Raw genomic sequence first — 16,585 nt, forward strand, 5'->3', positions numbered from 1 at the left:
GGGGTCTGACGCCCCACCTGCCGCAAGGTTCGCGCCGCTTTCCGAAAGCCTGTTCAATAGACATGCCTGGCTGCAATACGGTTAAATAACAGCACGTTAGGTGGTGCGTATCTCGCTTGCGGCTCCAGCCCGCACGTCAAGGAAATCCCAAATTAACCGACGCGCGATAGACCCTCCGCGCGCCGAAATCTGCGCCTTACTTTACCGAGCTCGCCCAGTCCCAGTACATGTCGCGCACTTTTCGCGTGATCGGCCCGATCTGGTACTGGCGGTCGTCAAAGGCGCTGACCGGCGTGACCTTGTTCATGTTGCCGGAAAGGAAAACCTCGTCCGCCGTGTCAAAATCTTCGAATGTCAGCACGGTTTCATGCACCACCATCCCCTCGGCCCGCATGTTCGACATATGTCGCGCACGGGTGATCCCGGCCAGAAATGTGCCATTCGCAATCGGGGTGAAAACCTCTCCGTCCCGCGCCATGAAGACATTGGCCGTGGCGGTTTCGGCGACATTGCCCATCGCATCGGCCACCAGCGCGTTGCTGAACCCCTTGCGTCGCGCTTCGGCCAGCATCCGGGCATTGTTCGGGTAAAGGCAGCCCGCCTTGGCATTGACCACCGCGTCCTCTTGCACGGGACGGCGGAAACGGGTCCGGGTCAGGGTGGCGCTGGCGGTCTCGGGGGCCATCGGGATCTCTTCGAGGCAGAGCGCAAAGCCTGTCTCGCCCTGCGGGATGATCGCGGTCTCGTCCCCGTCGATGCCCCAATACATCGGGCGGATATAGACAGCGCTGCCCTTGTCATAGGCGGAAAGACCCTCGTGGGTGATCGCCATCATCTCCTCGACCGAGACGGTCGGGGTCAGCATCAGCGCCTCGGCCGAGCGGTTCACCCGTGCGCAATGGGGTTCAAGATCGGGGGTCAGCCCGTTGACGTACCGCGCGCCGTCAAAGACCGAAGACCCAAGCCAGGCGCCATGATCCGCCGCCCGCATGATCGGCGCGTCCCCGTCATGCCATGTGCCGTTGAAATAGGTGCGGATGTTTTTGCCGGTGGCCATCTTGCTCTCTCCCGTCTGCTTCGGGCGGACTGTACGGGCGAAGCGGGGGCAAGGTCCAGAGCGCGGGGCCAGACCGATGGCGCAAAAAGAAAGAGCCCCGATAACGGGGCTCTTTCAGAAATTCTTGTCTGATCGGAAAGATCAGGCGGCTTTGCGACGACGACGTGCAGCTGCCAGACCGCCCAGACCGGTGATCAGCATCAGGCCAGCGGCCGGAACCGGAACCGGAGTGGTCGTGGTCGAGGAGAACGATACGAGAGTTTGACCGTTCTGCGTGGTGAACTGCATGAAGCCAGCACCGTCTTCCAGCACACCATCGGTGTCCGAGATCGTGCCAACAGCGGTGAAAGCGTTTTCAGCCGTGTCGATGGCAAAGGAGGTTGCCGTGAAGACAAAGTTTGCCACTTCCCAGATCACGCCGGGTGCATCGAAGTCGATGTCAAACAGCGAAACCGACTGGCCAAGGAACAGGCCAGCAAAGGACTCGGTGCCGATTACGACGAAACCCGGGTCGTTCAGGTCGACGTCTGCAACGCCAGCATCGCCGGCCATGAAGTCAGAGTTGTCGAGGTTCACGGTGCCGCCGATATCGATTTGGCCCGAAATAGTCGCTGCGGATGCCGCGAGGGGCGCCGCAACGGCGAAAGCTGTGGCGAGGCCCAGCATTTTAATTTTTTCGATCATATCTATTTTCCCATTTCCTTGTTACCCGACCTACCAGATACAACACAGCGCAGATCGTCGTACTCTGTTAACAAATTAGGCAGGGGCGCTTCAACGATTTTATCGCAAAAAACCGCCTATTCGCCAAGATTTTGCCACTTTTCCTGCAATGCAACGGTGGCTAACACGTTTAAATTGTTTCCGAATACTGTGAACAACTCTTTGCTTTGCGTGATCATTGACAAAATGGAAACAAACGTCGGGTAAACGCAGGTTTCTTGCGGTTTTTCGACGGGTGATTCTCTCCGACGAAATGTGGCGAAAACCTGAAATGTGGCGAAATTTTGGCTACTTATGGTTGTGCGATTCAACGTAAGCGGGTTGCCGCGCGTGGCCAAAACCACCGCTTTAACCAGTTAAAAGCTTTCGGTTTGACAGAACGGTACGGTCGGGCGTCAGGCGCCGACCATACCCACGATGTCATAGGTTTTCTGCAGGATAGGGCTGGCAATCGCCCGTGCCCGTTCGGCCCCCTGGGCAAGGATGCGGTCGATCTCGGACTGGTCGTCCATCAGCCGCGACATCTCGGTCGTGATCGGCGAAAGCCGCGACACGGCCAGTTCCGCCAGCATCGGTTTGAAGGTGCCGAACTGCATCCCGCCAACCTCGGCCAGCACCTGATCGACGCTCTGATCGGACAGGCCCGCATAGATGTTCACGAGGTTGCGCGCATCCGGGCGGTTCTCCAGCCCCGCTGCCTCGGAGGGGAGCGCCTCGGGGTCGGTCTTGGCCTTGCGGATCTTCTTGGCGATGGTGTCCGCATCGTCGGTCAGGTTGATCCGGCTGGCGTCCGACGGGTCCGATTTGCTCATCTTCTTGGTGCCGTCGCGCAGGGACATGACCCGCGTCGCGGCGCCCTCGATGACCGGCTCGGTGATCGGGAAGAAATCGACCTCATAGTCATGGTTGAACTTGGTGGCGATGTCGCGGGTCAGCTCGATATGCTGTTTCTGGTCCTCGCCGACCGGCACATGGGTCGCGTGATAGATCAGGATGTCCGCTGCCATCAGCGCGGGGTAGGCGAAAAGCCCCAGCGAAGCCGCCTCGGCATTCTTGCCCGCCTTGTCTTTCCACTGGGTCATGCGGCCCATCCAGCCCATCCGCGCGACACAGTTGAAGATCCAAGCAAGCTGCGCATGCTCCGGCACCTGGCTCTGGTTGATGAGGATGGATTTCGTCGGGTCGATCCCGGCGGCGATGAAACCGGCGCAAAGCTCGCGCGTCTGACGCTTGAGATCCGCCGGGGATTGCCAGACCGTGATCGCGTGCAGATCGACCATGCAATAAACCGTCTCGGCGCTGCCCGCGTTCTGGGTATCGACGAACCGCTTGAGCGCGCCCAGATAATTGCCCAGATGCAGGTTGCCCGATGGCTGGATCCCGGAGAAAACCCGTGGCGTAAAGGTCGTTTCGCTCATGTCTTTGACACTCCCGGCTGGAAAACTCGGCCCGCCTCGCTTACCCATGCACCAAAGCGGCGTCAAGAAGCCGGACAGGAGCCTTACCCATGACCCCATCCAATCCCAACAATGCGGTCAATCCGCTGCCACCGGTCGTGGTTGCGCTGTTCCTCGTCCTTCTGGCAATCGAGCTGTATTTTCAGGCCGGAAGCAACGGGCTGGCCGGCGGACCCTCGGCGGTTGGCTGGCGGCTGACCGCGTTGCAACGCTATGGGTTTTCGGGCGAAATCCTGCGCTGGATGTGGGACACCGGGCAATGGCCTGCGGAACACCTGATCCGCTTTGTCAGCTACCCCTTCATCCATGTGAGTTTCACGCAGACGATCTTTGCCGGGGTCATGATGCTGGCGATGGGCAAGATGGTCGCCGAAGTCTTTGGCCCCATTGCCTTTCTCGCGGTCTATTTCATTTCGGCCATCGTCGGCGCGCTGGCCTATACTGTGCTGACCGACGGGGCGCTGCCGCTGATCGGGTCGTTTCCGCCGGTTTACGGGCTAATCGGAGCCTTTACATGGCTGCTCTGGCGCAAGATGTCGCTGGTCGGGGAAAACCAGTTCCGGGCCTTTACGTTGATCGGTTTCCTGATGGGGATCCAGTTGATTTTCGCCCTGTTCTTCGAGGTTTCCAAGGATTGGGTCGCCGATCTGGCGGGCTTTGCAACGGGCTTCATGCTGTCCTTCCTGCTGGTGCCCGGCGGCTGGGCAAAGATCCTCGCGAAACTGCGGCAGGAAAAGTAAAACCGCCGCATTCCCGGAGGAAGCGGCGGCGAACTGATTAATTTGAGCGTATGATAACTCGAGGGGTACTAAACTATTGGTATCAGGGCCAGATCAGGCCAGTCCGATAAAGGACAAAATGGCCAGAACTACGACGACAAGCCCGACGATATAGATGATGGAACGCATGTAATCTCTCCTTTTGGGGCCAGGCAGATGTGTCGCCGCAGCCATGATTTGACCACTAACGCCCGCGTGATCGAAAAGGTTCCAGCGTATTAGCGTCTTGTAAGCGTTCGCTTGAAATCCGAGAGTTTTACGCCGCCAATTGCCTGTGCGATGGCAAAGAACAGGACGATGCCAAACACCACCAGCCCGGCCAGCGCAAGATAGCGCCAGCCAGCGGTGAACAGATAGGGTTCCAGCAGTTCGGCCCCGCCCCAGAGCGCCGCGCCCATCAGCGCGGCAGCAAGGCAGATCCGCCAGAGCCGCGTGTGAAACCGCGCGTCGAACCGCGCCACGTCACCCATGTCCCGCGCGCCTCGCATCAGCAGCACAACCATCGCCCAGCCCGCCAGCGTCGTGGCAATGGCAGGCGCCAGCCAGCCGACAATCGGCGCAAGACCCAGCGCCGCCACCGCGTTTATCACCATCGAAACAACGGCATAGCGAAAGGGCGAGCGGGTGTCTTCACGCGCGAAATAGAGCGGTTGCAGGATCTTTTGCAGAACGAAAGCGGGCAGGCCCAGACCATAGATCGCAACCGCGCTGGCAATGGCGGTGCTGTCCGCATAGGTCGCCTCGCCCCGCTGAAACAGGACCGACACGAGCGGCAGCGGGATCACAATCAGCGCCACGGCCGAGGGGATGGTGAGCGCCAGCGACACTTCGGCAGCCCGGCTGAGCGCGGCCCGCCCGCCGGCATCGTCCTTGGCGGCAAGGCGGCGGGAAAGGTCGGGCAAAAGCACCACGCCTATGGCAATGCCCACCACGCCCAGCGGCAGCTGGTAGAGCCGGTCCGCCGCATACAGCCAGCCCACGGCCCGGTCGAAATAGCTGGCCACCTGTTGTCCGACGAGCAGGTTCACCTGCACGACGCCCCCGGCCAGCGCGGCTGGCACGGCGACCCGCACCAGCCGTCCCAGCTCGGGCGAGAGACGCGGTCGACGCAGGCGCAGCGGGAAACCGGCGCGGCGGGCGGCGACCCAGACCAGCACCATCTGCGCGACGCCTGCGACCGGAATGCCCCAGATCAGCGCGCGGGCCACATCGGCCCCGGCCCATGCGGTCAGGGCCATGGCGGTGATGAGGATGACGTTCAGCAGCACCGGCGCGGCGGCAGCGGCGGCAAAGCGCCCGGTGGCGTTCAGCACGCCCGAGAGCAGCGCGGCGATCGACACGAAAAGGATGTAGGGAAAGGTGATCCGTGCGAATTCCACCGACAGATCAAAGGTTTCCTCTCCGGCAAAGCCGCTGGCCAACGCAAGGATCAGCCAAGGCATGGCTGCCTGGGCGATCAGCGTCAGCACGATCAGGATGCTGGCTAGACCGGCCAGGGCCTGCTCTGCGAAATCCTGCGCGTCACTGCCCGATTCCAGACGCTTGGAGAACATCGGCACAAAGGCCATGTTGAACGCGCCCTCGGCAAAGAAGCGGCGGAACATGTTGGGCAGGCGAAAGGCCACCACATAGGCCTCATAGAGCGGTCCCGTGCCCAGAAAGGCGAGGATCATCGCATCGCGCACAAAGCCGAGGATACGGCTGAGCAGGGTCCAGACGCCGACGGTCAGAAAGCCGGACATCAAGCGGATCGGTTTCATGGTTTGCCTGTAGAAAAGGGCGCCCCTTGCGGGGTCTGTTCGGGCCAGATTACCGGCTTTCCGGGCGCAGGGAAAGCCGGTCTCTCGTAAGGGCTGCGTTACTTGTCGGCCCGTTCGACACCTTCGATGATCGCATGGCGCAGCTTGGCCTCAAGCGAGCGCTGCTTGGATTCAGAATGGTATTTCAGGCCGAACATGTCCTTGACATAGAAGGTGTCCACCACCTGTTCACCAAAGGTCGCGATAACCGCATTGGCGATATAGACATTCGCCCCGGCCAATGTGCGCGCCAGATCGTAGAGCAGGCCGGGCCGGTCGCGGGTGTCGACCTCGATGATCGTGTAGATATCCGAGCCTTCGTTGTCGAAGGTGATATGGGTCGGCACGTCAAAGGCCTTTTCGCGCTTCTTGATCTTGTCCTTGGACTTGAGCGCCTCGCGGGCGAGAACCTCGCCGCGCAGGGTCTTTTCGATCATCTGGGTCAGGCGCGGCAGGCGCGACGTCTCATAGGGTTTGCCGTCGCTGTCCTGTATCCAGTAGGCGTCGGTGACGTACCCGTCCTTGGTCGTATAGCTGCGCGCATCGACCACGTTCGCTCCGACCAGTGCCAGCGCCCCGGCCAGGCGGGCGAAGATGCCCGGGTGATCGGCCATCACGAAACAGGCCCGGGTCGCATCGCGATCTTCGTCCGGGTGCAGGTTGATGAGGATTTTGCTCGGATCGTGCAATGATTCCAGTTCGCGCAGCATACGCGCGAAATCGACATGCGCCGTGGTATGCAGCCCCTGCCAGTAGGGCGGGTAGTGACGGCTGGTTGCCAGTTTGAGCGCTGATTTCGACCAGTCGGGCAGGGCCTCGCGCAGCGCCTTGCGCGCCTCGGCACCGCGGTTCTCGCGGTTGAGATCCTCCATCCCGGTTTCCAGCGCGCGGCGGGTCTGGCGATAGAGGCTGCGGATCAGCGTCGCTTTCCAGTTGTTCCAGACATTCGGCCCAACACCCCGGATATCGCAGACCGTGAGCACCGTCAGCAGGTCGAGCCGTTTGACGGTCTGCACGGCCTTGGCGAAGTCGCGCACCGTGCGCGGATCGGCGATATCGCGTTTCTGGGCCATGTCCGACATCAACAGGTGATAGCGCACAAGCCATTCCACCGTTTCACTGTCCTGTTTGTTCAACCCCAGACGTGGCGCAACCTTGCGCGCGATCTGCGCGCCAAGGATCGAATGATCCTCTGGGCGGCCCTTGCCGATGTCATGCAGCAGCAGAGCCGTATAGAGGATCTTGCGGTTCACCCCGTCCTTGAGAATGCCGGTGACGATGGGCAGGCTTTCGACCAGTTCGCCCTTTTCGATCTGGGCAAGGTTGGCGATGCACTGGATGGTATGCTCGTCCACCGTATAGCTGTGATACATGTTGAACTGCATCATCGCGACGATGGGTTCGAATTCGGGGAGGAAAGCGGACAACACGCCAAGTTCGTTCATCCGGCGCAGGGCGCGTTCCGGATTGCCGTGGCGCAGGAGCAGGCCCATGAAAATCTGCCGCGCTTCCTTGTTGTTGCGCATCTCGTCGTCAATCAGGTCGAGATTGGCCGTGACCAGCCGCATCGCGTCCGGATGGATCAGCATGCCGGTGCGCAGCGCTTCCTCGAACAGACGCAGCAGGTTCAGCTTGTCGGTCAGGAATTGATCCGGGTCTTCGACCGCCAGCCGGTTGTTGATCATCACATAGCCGGGTTTGACCTTGCGCTTGCGCCGGAAGATCCGCTCGAGCAGGGGTTCGGACTTGACGTGCAGCGCCTCGAGTTTGGTCAGGAAGATGCGGGTCAGGTCGCCCACCGCCGTGGCATGGCGGAAATACTCCTGCATGAAGATTTCGACACCGCGCCGCCCGGCCTTGTCCTTGTAGCCCATCCGCTCGGCCACATCGACCTGAAGGTCAAAGGTCAGCTGCTCGGTCGCGCGCCCGGTCACCAGATGCATGTGCGAGCGCACGGCCCAGAGGAAATCCTCGGCCCGGATGAAACGGTCATATTCGCTGGGGCGGAACATGCCGAGTGAAACCAAATCTGAACTGCGTTCCACATTGTGGAGGTACTTGGCGATCCAGAACAGCGATTGCAGGTCGCGCAGCCCGCCCTTGCCCTCTTTGACATTGGGTTCGACCATATAGCGTTCACCCTGCCGCAGGTGGCGCCTGTCGCGCTCTTCCAGCTTGGCCTCGGTGAATTCCCGCTCTCCTGATGAGAACAGGTCTTTTTTCAGCCGACGATCAAGGTTGTCGTAAAGCGCCCGGTCCCCCGCAAGGAAGCGATGTTCGAGCAGAGCCGTGCGGATGGTGAAATCATCGGAGCCGAGGCGGATGCAGTCGCGGATCGTGCGGCTGGAATGACCGACCTTCAGCTTGAGATCCCAGAGAATGTAGAGCATCGATTCAATGACGCTCTCGGCCCAGGCGGTGATCTTGTAGGGCGTCAGGAACAGCAGGTCGACATCCGAGAATGGTGCCATTTCGCCCCGTCCATAGCCGCCCACCCCGATCAGCGCGATCTTTTCGCCCGAGGTCGGGTTGGAGATCGGATGCAGATGGGTCTGCGCCACGTAGAGCGCCGTGGTCACAAGCCCGTCGGTCAGATGGGAATAGGATCGGGTGAGGGGGCGCGCCTCGAACGGGCTGGCCTCGAAAGCGGTGGCGATGGCGGCGCGGCCAGTTTCATTCGCGTCACGCAGAATACGCACGACCTCGTTACGGAATTTGCCCGGCTCAAAACCATTGCCCGCAAGTTCGTCGATGCGGGCAATGATGCTGTCTTTGTCGAATATGTCCTTGGGGTCGCAGATCAGCGCCCCGGTTTCAACGGGGGCCGAATTTGCAACCTGCGCGGCGCTAGAGGCCAGCGCCTGAGAAACTTGCCGGGGCTGGGTCAACTACAACAACCTGTCTGTTCTGAATCGTCGCGACCGCCAGGCCGCGCTGGTTCGTACCATCAGGCAATAGTCTGAAGATACCGCCAACACCTTGGAAACCCGCGCCCTGTGTCAGGCTTGCACCGCTCAGCGCATTCGGGTTGCCGGAACCGACGAGCGCACCGATGGCGGCTATCCCGTCGTAGGCAAGGCTGCCGATCGGGTGCGGAGCATTGCCGAACGAGGACGTATAGCGGGCGCGGAACTGATCGGATTTCACCGGATCGGGCAGCGCGAACCAGCCCCCCTGCACACCGGGCAGTTCCAGCGTCTGCGATGGAATATCCCAACGGGTCAGGCCGATGAACTGGGTAGCAGGGCTGGAGACGCCTGCCTCGGGCAGAAGCTGCGTCAGAAGCGGCAGCGCCCCGGCGGTATTTGCCGTGAGAAACATCGCATCCGCGCCGGTGCTCTCGATCTCGCTCTTGATGCGCGGGATCGCCGCGATTACGCCCTGTTGCGACTGTTCGTAGGCGACGGTACCGACCGAGGATGCGGCCGACCGCGAAAGCGCTCTTTGTACCGCGTCACGCCCGGCCTGCTCGGCAAGGTCGCTGCCATGCACCACGAGCACGTTGCGCTTGCCCTGACGGGCCGCGTAATTGGCCAGCCGCGAGGCCGTGTTGTCGAAGGTCGGCCCGAGGATGAAGACGTTGCCGCCCGCGATTGTCGGGTTGTTCGAAAAGCTGAGCACGTTGACGTCGCGATTGGCAACCGCAAGACCAACCGCGTTGGCGGATTCCGCATAGACCGGCCCGAGGATGATCTTGGCGCCGTCGTCCACCGCCTGATTGGCGACATTCGCCGCGGTCGCCGCATTTCCGGCGGTATCGTAGACCCGCAGGTCAACCTGCACGCCGTTCAGGTCCGAAATCGCAAGACGTGCCGCGTTTTCAAGGCTTTGCGCAAGGATCGCATCGCCCGACTGGGCCGACCCGCGCGGCACGAGCAGCGCGACGGGCACCGGGGCCGAGGTATCGATCCGCGGACCGCCAGAGCCGACACCGGCGGTGTCACAAGCGGAAAGAACAAGGCCGGCAGCCAAGGTTACACAAAGAAGGGCTGCCTTGCGGGCCCCGGCAAAAACGGCGAACATGGTCTTGTCTCTCCCTCGAAACGGCGGATTGGCTCCGCACCTCACTTGGTGGGGATAATAGACTTCATCCAAGGCGGGTCCAGAGTTGAATTACAGAACGGTAAGTTTGGCGCCAGGGTTGTATTTTGTCGCCACCCCAATCGGCACGGCCCGCGACATCACGCTGCGGGCGCTGGATGTCCTGGCCTCGGCCGATGTGATCGCCGCCGAAGACACCCGCAGCCTGCGTCACCTCATGGAAATCCACGGCGTGCCGCTGAACGGGCGCCGGATCATCGCCTATCACGATCACAGCGGCAAAGGCGTGGAGGAGCGGCTCTTGAGCGAGCTGGCCGAGGGCCGGTCGCTTGCCTATGCCTCGGAGGCGGGCATGCCATTGATCGCCGATCCCGGCTACGAGTTGAGCCGGGCCGCCGCCGAAGCCGGGCACCTTGTGACGACCGCACCGGGGCCATCGGCGTTGCTGAGCGCGCTGACGCTTGGTGGCCTGCCGACGGATGCTTTTTTCTTTGGCGGTTTCCTGCCCAATAGCTCTACGGCCCGGAAGAAACGGCTCGAAGCGCTGAAGAATATCCCCGGCACGCTGGTATTTTATGAATCACCCAAGCGGGTTTCGGCAAGCCTTGCCGACATGGTCGAAGAACTCGGCAGCGAACGACAGGCCGCCATGTGCCGGGAATTGACCAAGAAATTCGAGGAGGTGCGCCGCGCCACGCTCGGCGAACTCGCGACCGAACTGGCCGGGGCAAGCCTGAAAGGCGAGGTGGTTCTGCTGGTGGACCGGGCGCGTTCGGAGAAAATTAGTGAAACTGACATAGAAGAGGATCTGCAAAGGGCGCTCGGGGAACATTCGGTCCGCGACGCGGCGGATCTGGTGGCCCGATTGCACGATGTCCCGCGTCGCAAGGTCTACCAGATGGCGCTCAACATGGGAAAGAAGTGACATGAACCAGTTGCAGATTCGCGGACGGGTCGCTCATGCCTCGGGGATATCGGCGGAAAACAGGATCGCGCAGGACTACGAGCGCCGCGGTTTCGCGCTCGCCCGGCGCCGCTGGCGCGGCAAGGCCGGGGAAATCGACCTGATCGCGCAGCGGGGCGACGAAATCATCTTTGTCGAAGTCAAGAAATCCTGCACGATTGCCCGTGCCGCCGAGAGGCTCAGCCGCCGCCAGATGGAACGGATCTATGCCAGCGCGGCGCAGTTTCTCGGCACCCAGCCTCTCGGGCAAATGACGCCGTCGCGCTTTGACGTGGCGCTTGTCGATGCGCAGGGTCAGTTTGAAATCATCGAAAACGCCTTTGGCGCGTTCTGAACGCCATTGCACCTCCTGCTGAGACGCGCCATGTATTCGGAGCAGTCTAACAGGGGAAGTGCCCATGAAAATCGCGTTCCAGATGGACCCGATCACCGAGGTCAACATCAACGCCGACAGCAGTTTCCGCCTTGCCGAAGAGGCACAGGCGCGCGGGCATGAACTTTTTTACTACAGCCCCGATCACCTTGCGTTCGAAGAGGGCCGGGTAACCGCCCGGGGCCATGACATGACCGTGCAGCGGATCGATGGCGACCCGGCTGTGCTGGGCGAGCGCCGGACCGTGGATCTGGGTGATTTCGACGTGGTCTGGCTGCGGCAGGATCCGCCCTTTGACATGCATTACATCACCGCGACCCATCTGCTGGATCGGCTGAAAGGCGAAACGCTGGTGGTGAATGACCCGTTCTGGGTGCGCAACTATCCCGAAAAGCTGCTGGTGCTGGATTTCCCCGACCTCACGCCGCCTACGACCATCGCGCGGGATCTTGAAGTTATCAAGGCATTCAAGGCGAAACACGGGGACATCATCCTAAAGCCGCTCTACGGCAACGGTGGCGCCGGGGTGTTCCGGCTGGACGAGAATGATCGTAACCTGTCGTCGCTGCACGAGCTGTTCACAGGCTTTTCGCGCGAACCGCTTATCGTGCAGAAATTCCTGCCGGATGTGAGCAATGGCGACAAGCGTGTGATCCTTGTCGACGGTGAGCCGGTGGGCGCGATCAACCGGGTACCCGCCAAGGGTGAGACAAGGTCGAACATGCATGTGGGTGGACGTCCGGAAAAGATCGCGCTGAGCGACCGCGACCGTGAAATCTGCGCGGCGATCGGACCGCTGTTGCGCGAGAAGGGGCAGATTTTCGTCGGTATCGACGTGATCGGCAATTACCTGACCGAGATCAACGTGACCTCGCCGACCGGAATTCAGGAACTGGAAAGGTTCGACGGGATCAATGTGGCCGCCAAGATTTGGGAAGCTATCGAGGCGCGCTGCGCCTAGGTCTTTGTGGAGAGCCGAAAACTGATGGCTTCGGCGACGTGGTCACGTTGCACTTCGGGCTCTTGCGCAAGGTCGGCGATTGTTCTGGCCGTACGCAGAACCCGGTGATAGCCGCGCGCTGACAGGCCGAAACGTTCGGCCACGCGGGTTAAAAGCGCCCGGCCCTCGGCATCGGGTGTTGCGACGCTCTCTAGCAGATCGCCCTGTATATCCGCGTTCTGGCGGATTGTGGGGTGATCGGCAAAGCGCTGACCCTGAATTTCCCGTGCCGCCTTTACGCGAGCGGCGACAGTTGCCGAACTTTCACCGTTGGCAGGCAGGTCGAGGTCGGTGAAACGCACCGGCGGCACCTCGACCCGAAGATCGAAGCGGTCCATCAGCGGTCCGGAAATCCGGCCAAGATAGTCCTCGCCACATTGCGGCACACGCGAACAAGCGCGCTCGGGATCGCTAAGATAACCGCATTTGCAGGGGTTCGCGGCGGCGACCAGCATGAATTTGCAGGGGTACTTCACATGGGCGTTGGCGCGCGAGACGATCACCTCTCCGGTCTCGATCGGCTGGCGCAGGGTTTCCAGCACGGACCGGGGGAATTCGGGAAATTCGTCCATGAACAGCACGCCGTTATGAGCAAGGCTGATTTCGCCGGGGCGCGCATTGCGGCCTCCGCCGACAATCGCGGCCATCGAGGCGGTGTGATGCGGATCGCGGAAAGGGCGGGCGCGGTTGATACCGCCCGCGTCCAGCATACCGCAGAGTGACTGGATCATTGAGGTCTCCAGCGCTTCGCCCGGGGTAAGCGGGGGCAGGATGCCCGGTATCCTTGCCGCCAGCATCGATTTTCCCGATCCGGGTGTGCCGACCATAATAAGGTGGTGACGCCCGGCGGCGGCGATTTCGAGCGCACGTTTGGCACGTTCCTGGCCTTTCACCTCTTTCAGGTCAGGCCCAAAGGCGGTCTGCGATACTTCGCCCGGCTCGGCAGGGTCGAGCGGGCGCTGACCGGTCAGATGGCGCACGACCTCACCAAGACTGTCGGCGGCGATGACGCGGGTCGCGCTTACCCATGCTGCTTCGGCTCCTGAGGCGCGGGGGCACAGCAGGGTGCGGTTTTCCTCGGCGGCGGTGAGCGCCGCAGGCAGGGCGCCTATCACCGGGACCAACGTCGCATCGAGTGACAGCTCTCCTAGGGCCACGATATCTTCGACCGCATCGGCGGGCAGGATCTGCAGGGCAACCAGCAGGGCCAGCGCGATGGGCAGGTCGAAATGGCTGCCTTCCTTGGGCAGATCGGCGGGCGAAAGGTTTACCGTGATACGCTTGGACGGCAGGGCGATGGCCATTGCACTGAGCGCGCTGCGGACCCGGTCACGCGCCTCTGAGATTGCCTTGTCCGGCAGGCCGACGATGGAAAAAGCGGGCAAGCCGGGCACGACAGCGCACTGAACCTCGACCAGTTTGGCGTCGATGCCCTGAAACGCGACCGAATAGGCTTGCGCCACCATGAGTTTGTCCCGGATTGGTTAACAACTCATGGCTAACGGCGCACCGGTTTAGGAAGTGTTAATGGGCCGAGGTCATGAAGGGGGTGCTTGGCAGATCGAGCTTATAGGGTTCAGGGTCGTATGATACCTGTGCACCTTCTGTACACCACCTGTGCACGGAATCGTCGCCGACCAGCGCCTCGCAATAGTCTTTCGCAGCGGCGCTGACGGGCAGGCCGTAGCCAAGGATGCGTGCGGCGACCGGCGTGTAGAACACATCTGCGAGCGAATAGGTGCCAAAGAGGCAGCCGGTTTTCGCACCCGAAACCATCCGTGCGTGGTCCCACAGGGTTTCGATCCGGGACAGATCGGCAAGCACCTTGTCCGACGGCTGGAATCCCTGATAGCGGCGCAAGAGCTGCATCGGGCAATCGCCGCGCAGGGCGGAGAATCCGCCCACCATCTCGGCGCAGAGCCAGCGGGCCGTGGCGCGCTGAGCAGGATCGGTCGGCCAGAGACCAGCGTCCGGGTGGCGCTCGGCGAGGGTTTCGGCCATCGCGAGGCTTTCGCCGACCACTGTGCCTTCGGGGGTGCGCATCGCTGGGACGAGCCGCGCGGGGGCGAGCGATGCCATGTCCTGCGCCATGGTGCCGGAATAAAGCCCGATCATATGCGGGCGGACGGGGATTGCGAACTTGTCGAACATCAGCCAGCCGCGCAGAGACCAGCTGGAGAAGGAACGGTCGCCGATGTAAAGGTCATATGTCATGTCCGTGAAGCTATGCGGATCCGGGAAATCCAGTAAAGCGACCTTTTGTGCGCGGGGGCATCACGGCAGGTGATTGATCGCGCCGACGGACCATTGGCCGTCGTGAAGAGAGATTTCGGTGACGGACAGGTTGTCGATGCGCTGGCCGAGCACCTCGTAGGCCGAGATGCCATGGGCCCGCTGAAGCTGGGTCAGGATCACGCCGAAATGGACAACGACAACAAGATCGCTGCCCGCATGTTCGGCGATGAGGCGGTCGATGCCCGGGTCTATACGCGCACGCGCGTCATTCCAGCTTTCGCCGCCGGGCGGTCGGATATCGCCGGGCGTTTCCCAGTAGGCGCGGGCGAGCGCGGCATCTTCGGCTTCGATCTCAGCGGCGCTGCGCAGCTCCCATTGGCCGAAATGGATCTCGCGCAGTTCCGGGCGGTGGTTCAGCCGCTGCCGCCTGCCCTGAATGGCATCTGCCGTGGCGGTGGAACGTAGGAGATCGGAGGAAACGACAAGCCCGTCGTCTGGCAGGTAGCCGGACAGACGGTCAATCTGGGCCAGATCGCTGAGATCGGCGGGCAGGTCGGACCATCCCACCATCGACTTTGCATGGGTCGGGCCGTGACGGACCAGAAACAACCGCGTCACAGGTCGTCGCCTTTGAGCGTCCGGGGGATGCCTGCAACCACGTGGACGACCCGGGCGGCCTGCGCCGCAAGGGCGATGTTCAACCGCCCCTGTGCCTCGCGAAAGCGACGGCCAAGCGGAGTGTCGGGGACAATGCCCTGTCCGACCTCGTTGCTGACGATGACGACCGGCACGGCGGAGGTGTTGAGGGCGGCCAGCAATCTTTCCTGTTCATAGGCGATGTCGTTTTCGGCAAGCATGTGGTTGCTGAGCCAGAGCGTGGCGCAGTCAAAGAGACAGACCTGGCCCGGTTCAAGCGCGGCGATGACGTCGGCAGCGGCCAGAGGTTCCTCGATCGTGGTCCAGCGCGGGCCGCGCCGGGCGATGTGAATGTTAACCTTCTCGCGCATCTCGTCATCGTAGCATTCAGCCGATGCCAAATAGATTAGTTCTTCAGGGCATTGATTTAAAAGGGTTTCTGCATGCGATGATTTTCCGGAAGCGGCGCCTCCTAGTACGAGAGTGTTTCCTGACAACATTTTTTTAACCCTTCGAGGAAACCAAATCGCCGGTTGCTGCGTATTTAATACAAGCCCGCCTTACAAGTCTTTCACTGGGGTTGCTTCGTTGGGCAAATGTATTTTTTCAGGGGAAAATTCACATGCCGTTGGATATCTCGAACGACAGAGCGATGTCACGCCGCGCCATGAAAGCAGAGCTTTTGGACGCGGAAACCGAACTGAGACTGGCCTATGCCTGGCGGGACCAACGGGACGAAGAGGCGCTTCACCGGCTGATCAACGCCTATATGCGTCTGGCGATCTCGATGGCCTCCAAGTTCCGTCGTTACGGCGCCCCGATGAACGATCTGATCCAGGAAGCCGGGCTGGGACTGATGAAAGCGGCAGAGAAATTCGACCCGGATCGCGGCGTTCGGTTTTCGACCTACGCAGTCTGGTGGATCAAGGCCTCTATCCAGGATTTCGTGATGCGCAACTGGTCGATGGTTCGCACCGGCTCGACCTCTTCCCAGAAATCGCTGTTTTTCAACATGCGCCGTATTCAGGCGCGGCTGGAGCGTGAGGCATCGGCGCGGGGCGAAACCCTGCCGCGTCACGAGATGCACCAGCTGATCGCAGGTGAAATGGGTGTGCCAATTCATGATGTTGAAATGATGGAGGGCCGTCTGTCGGGGTCCGATTTCTCTCTGAACGCGGTGCAGTCTGCGGATGAGGATGGGCGCGAGTGGATTGATGCGCTGGAAGACGACAGTGCGCAGGCGTCTGAAACGGTCGAGGATCGTCTGGACACAGCGCAGTTGCGGGAATGGTTGCTGATCGCGATGAATGCGCTGAACGATCGCGAACGCTTTATCGTGACGGAGCGCAAGCTGAAACCTTCGTCCCGGACGCTGGAAAGCCTTGGAGATGAGCTGCACCTGTCCAAGGAACGCGTGCGCCAGCTTGAGGCAGCAGCATTCCAGAAAATGCGCAAGACGCTGTCTACGCAAAGTCAGGAAGTGTTTGAGTTTCTCAACTAGGCCGGTCTAAGACCATCGTT

Annotated in this window: 15 protein-coding genes; 5 read left to right on the forward strand and 10 right to left on the reverse strand. The window is 61.4% G+C overall.

The features are described 5' to 3' along the window. Positions 1-196: 196 nt before the first annotated feature. The 3 genes from ACU0FH_RS06165 to trpS form a co-directional block, all read right to left on the reverse strand. Positions 197-1,057 (reverse strand): branched-chain amino acid aminotransferase, encoded by an 861-nt coding sequence (locus ACU0FH_RS06165; RefSeq protein ID WP_446193821.1) that lies wholly within the window; start codon positions 1,055-1,057, stop codon positions 197-199. 141 nt (positions 1,058-1,198) lie between these two features. Then, the gene (locus ACU0FH_RS06170; protein ID WP_446193822.1) at positions 1,199-1,741 is read right to left on the reverse strand and encodes a VPLPA-CTERM sorting domain-containing protein; all 543 of its coding nucleotides are present in this window, start codon (positions 1,739-1,741) and stop codon (positions 1,199-1,201) included. Between the two features lie 434 nt (positions 1,742-2,175). Next, positions 2,176-3,198, reverse strand: coding sequence for a tryptophan--tRNA ligase (gene trpS, locus ACU0FH_RS06175; protein ID WP_446193823.1), 1,023 nt, complete (start codon positions 3,196-3,198; stop codon positions 2,176-2,178). Between the two features lie 89 nt (positions 3,199-3,287). Between trpS and ACU0FH_RS06180 the strand changes: the two genes are divergently transcribed. Further along, on the forward strand, positions 3,288-3,977 hold the full coding sequence (locus tag ACU0FH_RS06180) for a rhomboid family intramembrane serine protease (RefSeq protein ID WP_446193824.1): 690 nt from the start codon (positions 3,288-3,290) through the stop codon (positions 3,975-3,977). Positions 3,978-4,234: 257 nt separating this feature from the next. On the opposite strand, the gene murJ is transcribed toward ACU0FH_RS06180, so the two are convergent. The 3 genes from murJ to ACU0FH_RS06195 form a co-directional block, all read right to left on the reverse strand. Then, the gene (gene murJ / locus ACU0FH_RS06185; protein WP_446193825.1) at positions 4,235-5,776 is read right to left on the reverse strand and encodes a murein biosynthesis integral membrane protein MurJ; all 1,542 of its coding nucleotides are present in this window, start codon (positions 5,774-5,776) and stop codon (positions 4,235-4,237) included. 98 nt (positions 5,777-5,874) lie between these two features. Then, a complete protein-coding gene (locus ACU0FH_RS06190) occupies positions 5,875-8,703 on the reverse strand; it encodes a [protein-PII] uridylyltransferase (RefSeq protein WP_446193826.1) in 2,829 nt (942 codons plus the stop codon). Beyond that, positions 8,663-9,838 carry a penicillin-binding protein activator gene (locus ACU0FH_RS06195; RefSeq protein ID WP_238370769.1) on the reverse strand — a complete coding sequence of 392 codons (1,176 nt, stop codon included), beginning with the start codon at positions 9,836-9,838 and terminating at the stop codon, positions 8,663-8,665. The genes ACU0FH_RS06190 and ACU0FH_RS06195 overlap by 41 nt, the downstream gene beginning before the upstream one ends. 85 nt (positions 9,839-9,923) lie before the next feature. Between ACU0FH_RS06195 and rsmI the strand changes: the two genes are divergently transcribed. From rsmI to gshB, 3 genes are all read left to right on the forward strand, one after another. Next, on the forward strand, positions 9,924-10,781 hold the full coding sequence (gene rsmI, locus ACU0FH_RS06200) for a 16S rRNA (cytidine(1402)-2'-O)-methyltransferase (protein WP_446193827.1): 858 nt from the start codon (positions 9,924-9,926) through the stop codon (positions 10,779-10,781). A 1-nt stretch (position 10,782) separates the two neighbouring features. After that, positions 10,783-11,154 (forward strand): YraN family protein, encoded by a 372-nt coding sequence (locus ACU0FH_RS06205; protein ID WP_446193828.1) that lies wholly within the window; start codon positions 10,783-10,785, stop codon positions 11,152-11,154. A 64-nt stretch (positions 11,155-11,218) separates the two neighbouring features. Continuing rightward, positions 11,219-12,154: a glutathione synthase gene (gshB, locus tag ACU0FH_RS06210; protein WP_446193829.1), complete on the forward strand. Its 936-nt coding sequence runs from the start codon at positions 11,219-11,221 to the stop codon at positions 12,152-12,154. Here the strand turns inward: gshB and ACU0FH_RS06215 are convergent. The 4 genes from ACU0FH_RS06215 to cobU are packed head-to-tail and all read right to left on the reverse strand — an operon-like array spanning position 12,151 to position 15,564. Continuing rightward, on the reverse strand, positions 12,151-13,659 hold the full coding sequence (locus tag ACU0FH_RS06215) for a YifB family Mg chelatase-like AAA ATPase (protein WP_446193830.1): 1,509 nt from the start codon (positions 13,657-13,659) through the stop codon (positions 12,151-12,153). The two genes, gshB and ACU0FH_RS06215, sit on opposite strands and share 4 nt — an antisense overlap. 58 nt (positions 13,660-13,717) lie before the next feature. Next, positions 13,718-14,407 carry a glutathione S-transferase gene (locus ACU0FH_RS06220; protein WP_446193831.1) on the reverse strand — a complete coding sequence of 230 codons (690 nt, stop codon included), beginning with the start codon at positions 14,405-14,407 and terminating at the stop codon, positions 13,718-13,720. Between the two features lie 60 nt (positions 14,408-14,467). Continuing rightward, the gene (locus ACU0FH_RS06225; protein ID WP_446193832.1) at positions 14,468-15,046 is read right to left on the reverse strand and encodes a histidine phosphatase family protein; all 579 of its coding nucleotides are present in this window, start codon (positions 15,044-15,046) and stop codon (positions 14,468-14,470) included. Continuing rightward, positions 15,043-15,564, reverse strand: coding sequence for a bifunctional adenosylcobinamide kinase/adenosylcobinamide-phosphate guanylyltransferase (gene cobU, locus ACU0FH_RS06230; protein ID WP_446193833.1), 522 nt, complete (start codon positions 15,562-15,564; stop codon positions 15,043-15,045). Before cobU ends, ACU0FH_RS06225 begins: the two co-directional genes overlap by 4 nt. A gap of 122 nt (positions 15,565-15,686) precedes the next feature. Here cobU and ACU0FH_RS06235 point away from each other — a divergent pair, with 122 nt between their 5' ends. Next, on the forward strand, positions 15,687-16,565 hold the full coding sequence (locus ACU0FH_RS06235) for an RNA polymerase factor sigma-32 (RefSeq protein ID WP_238370776.1): 879 nt from the start codon (positions 15,687-15,689) through the stop codon (positions 16,563-16,565). Positions 16,566-16,585: the final 20 nt, after the last annotated feature.

This window comes from Heliomarina sp., assembly GCF_052826185.1.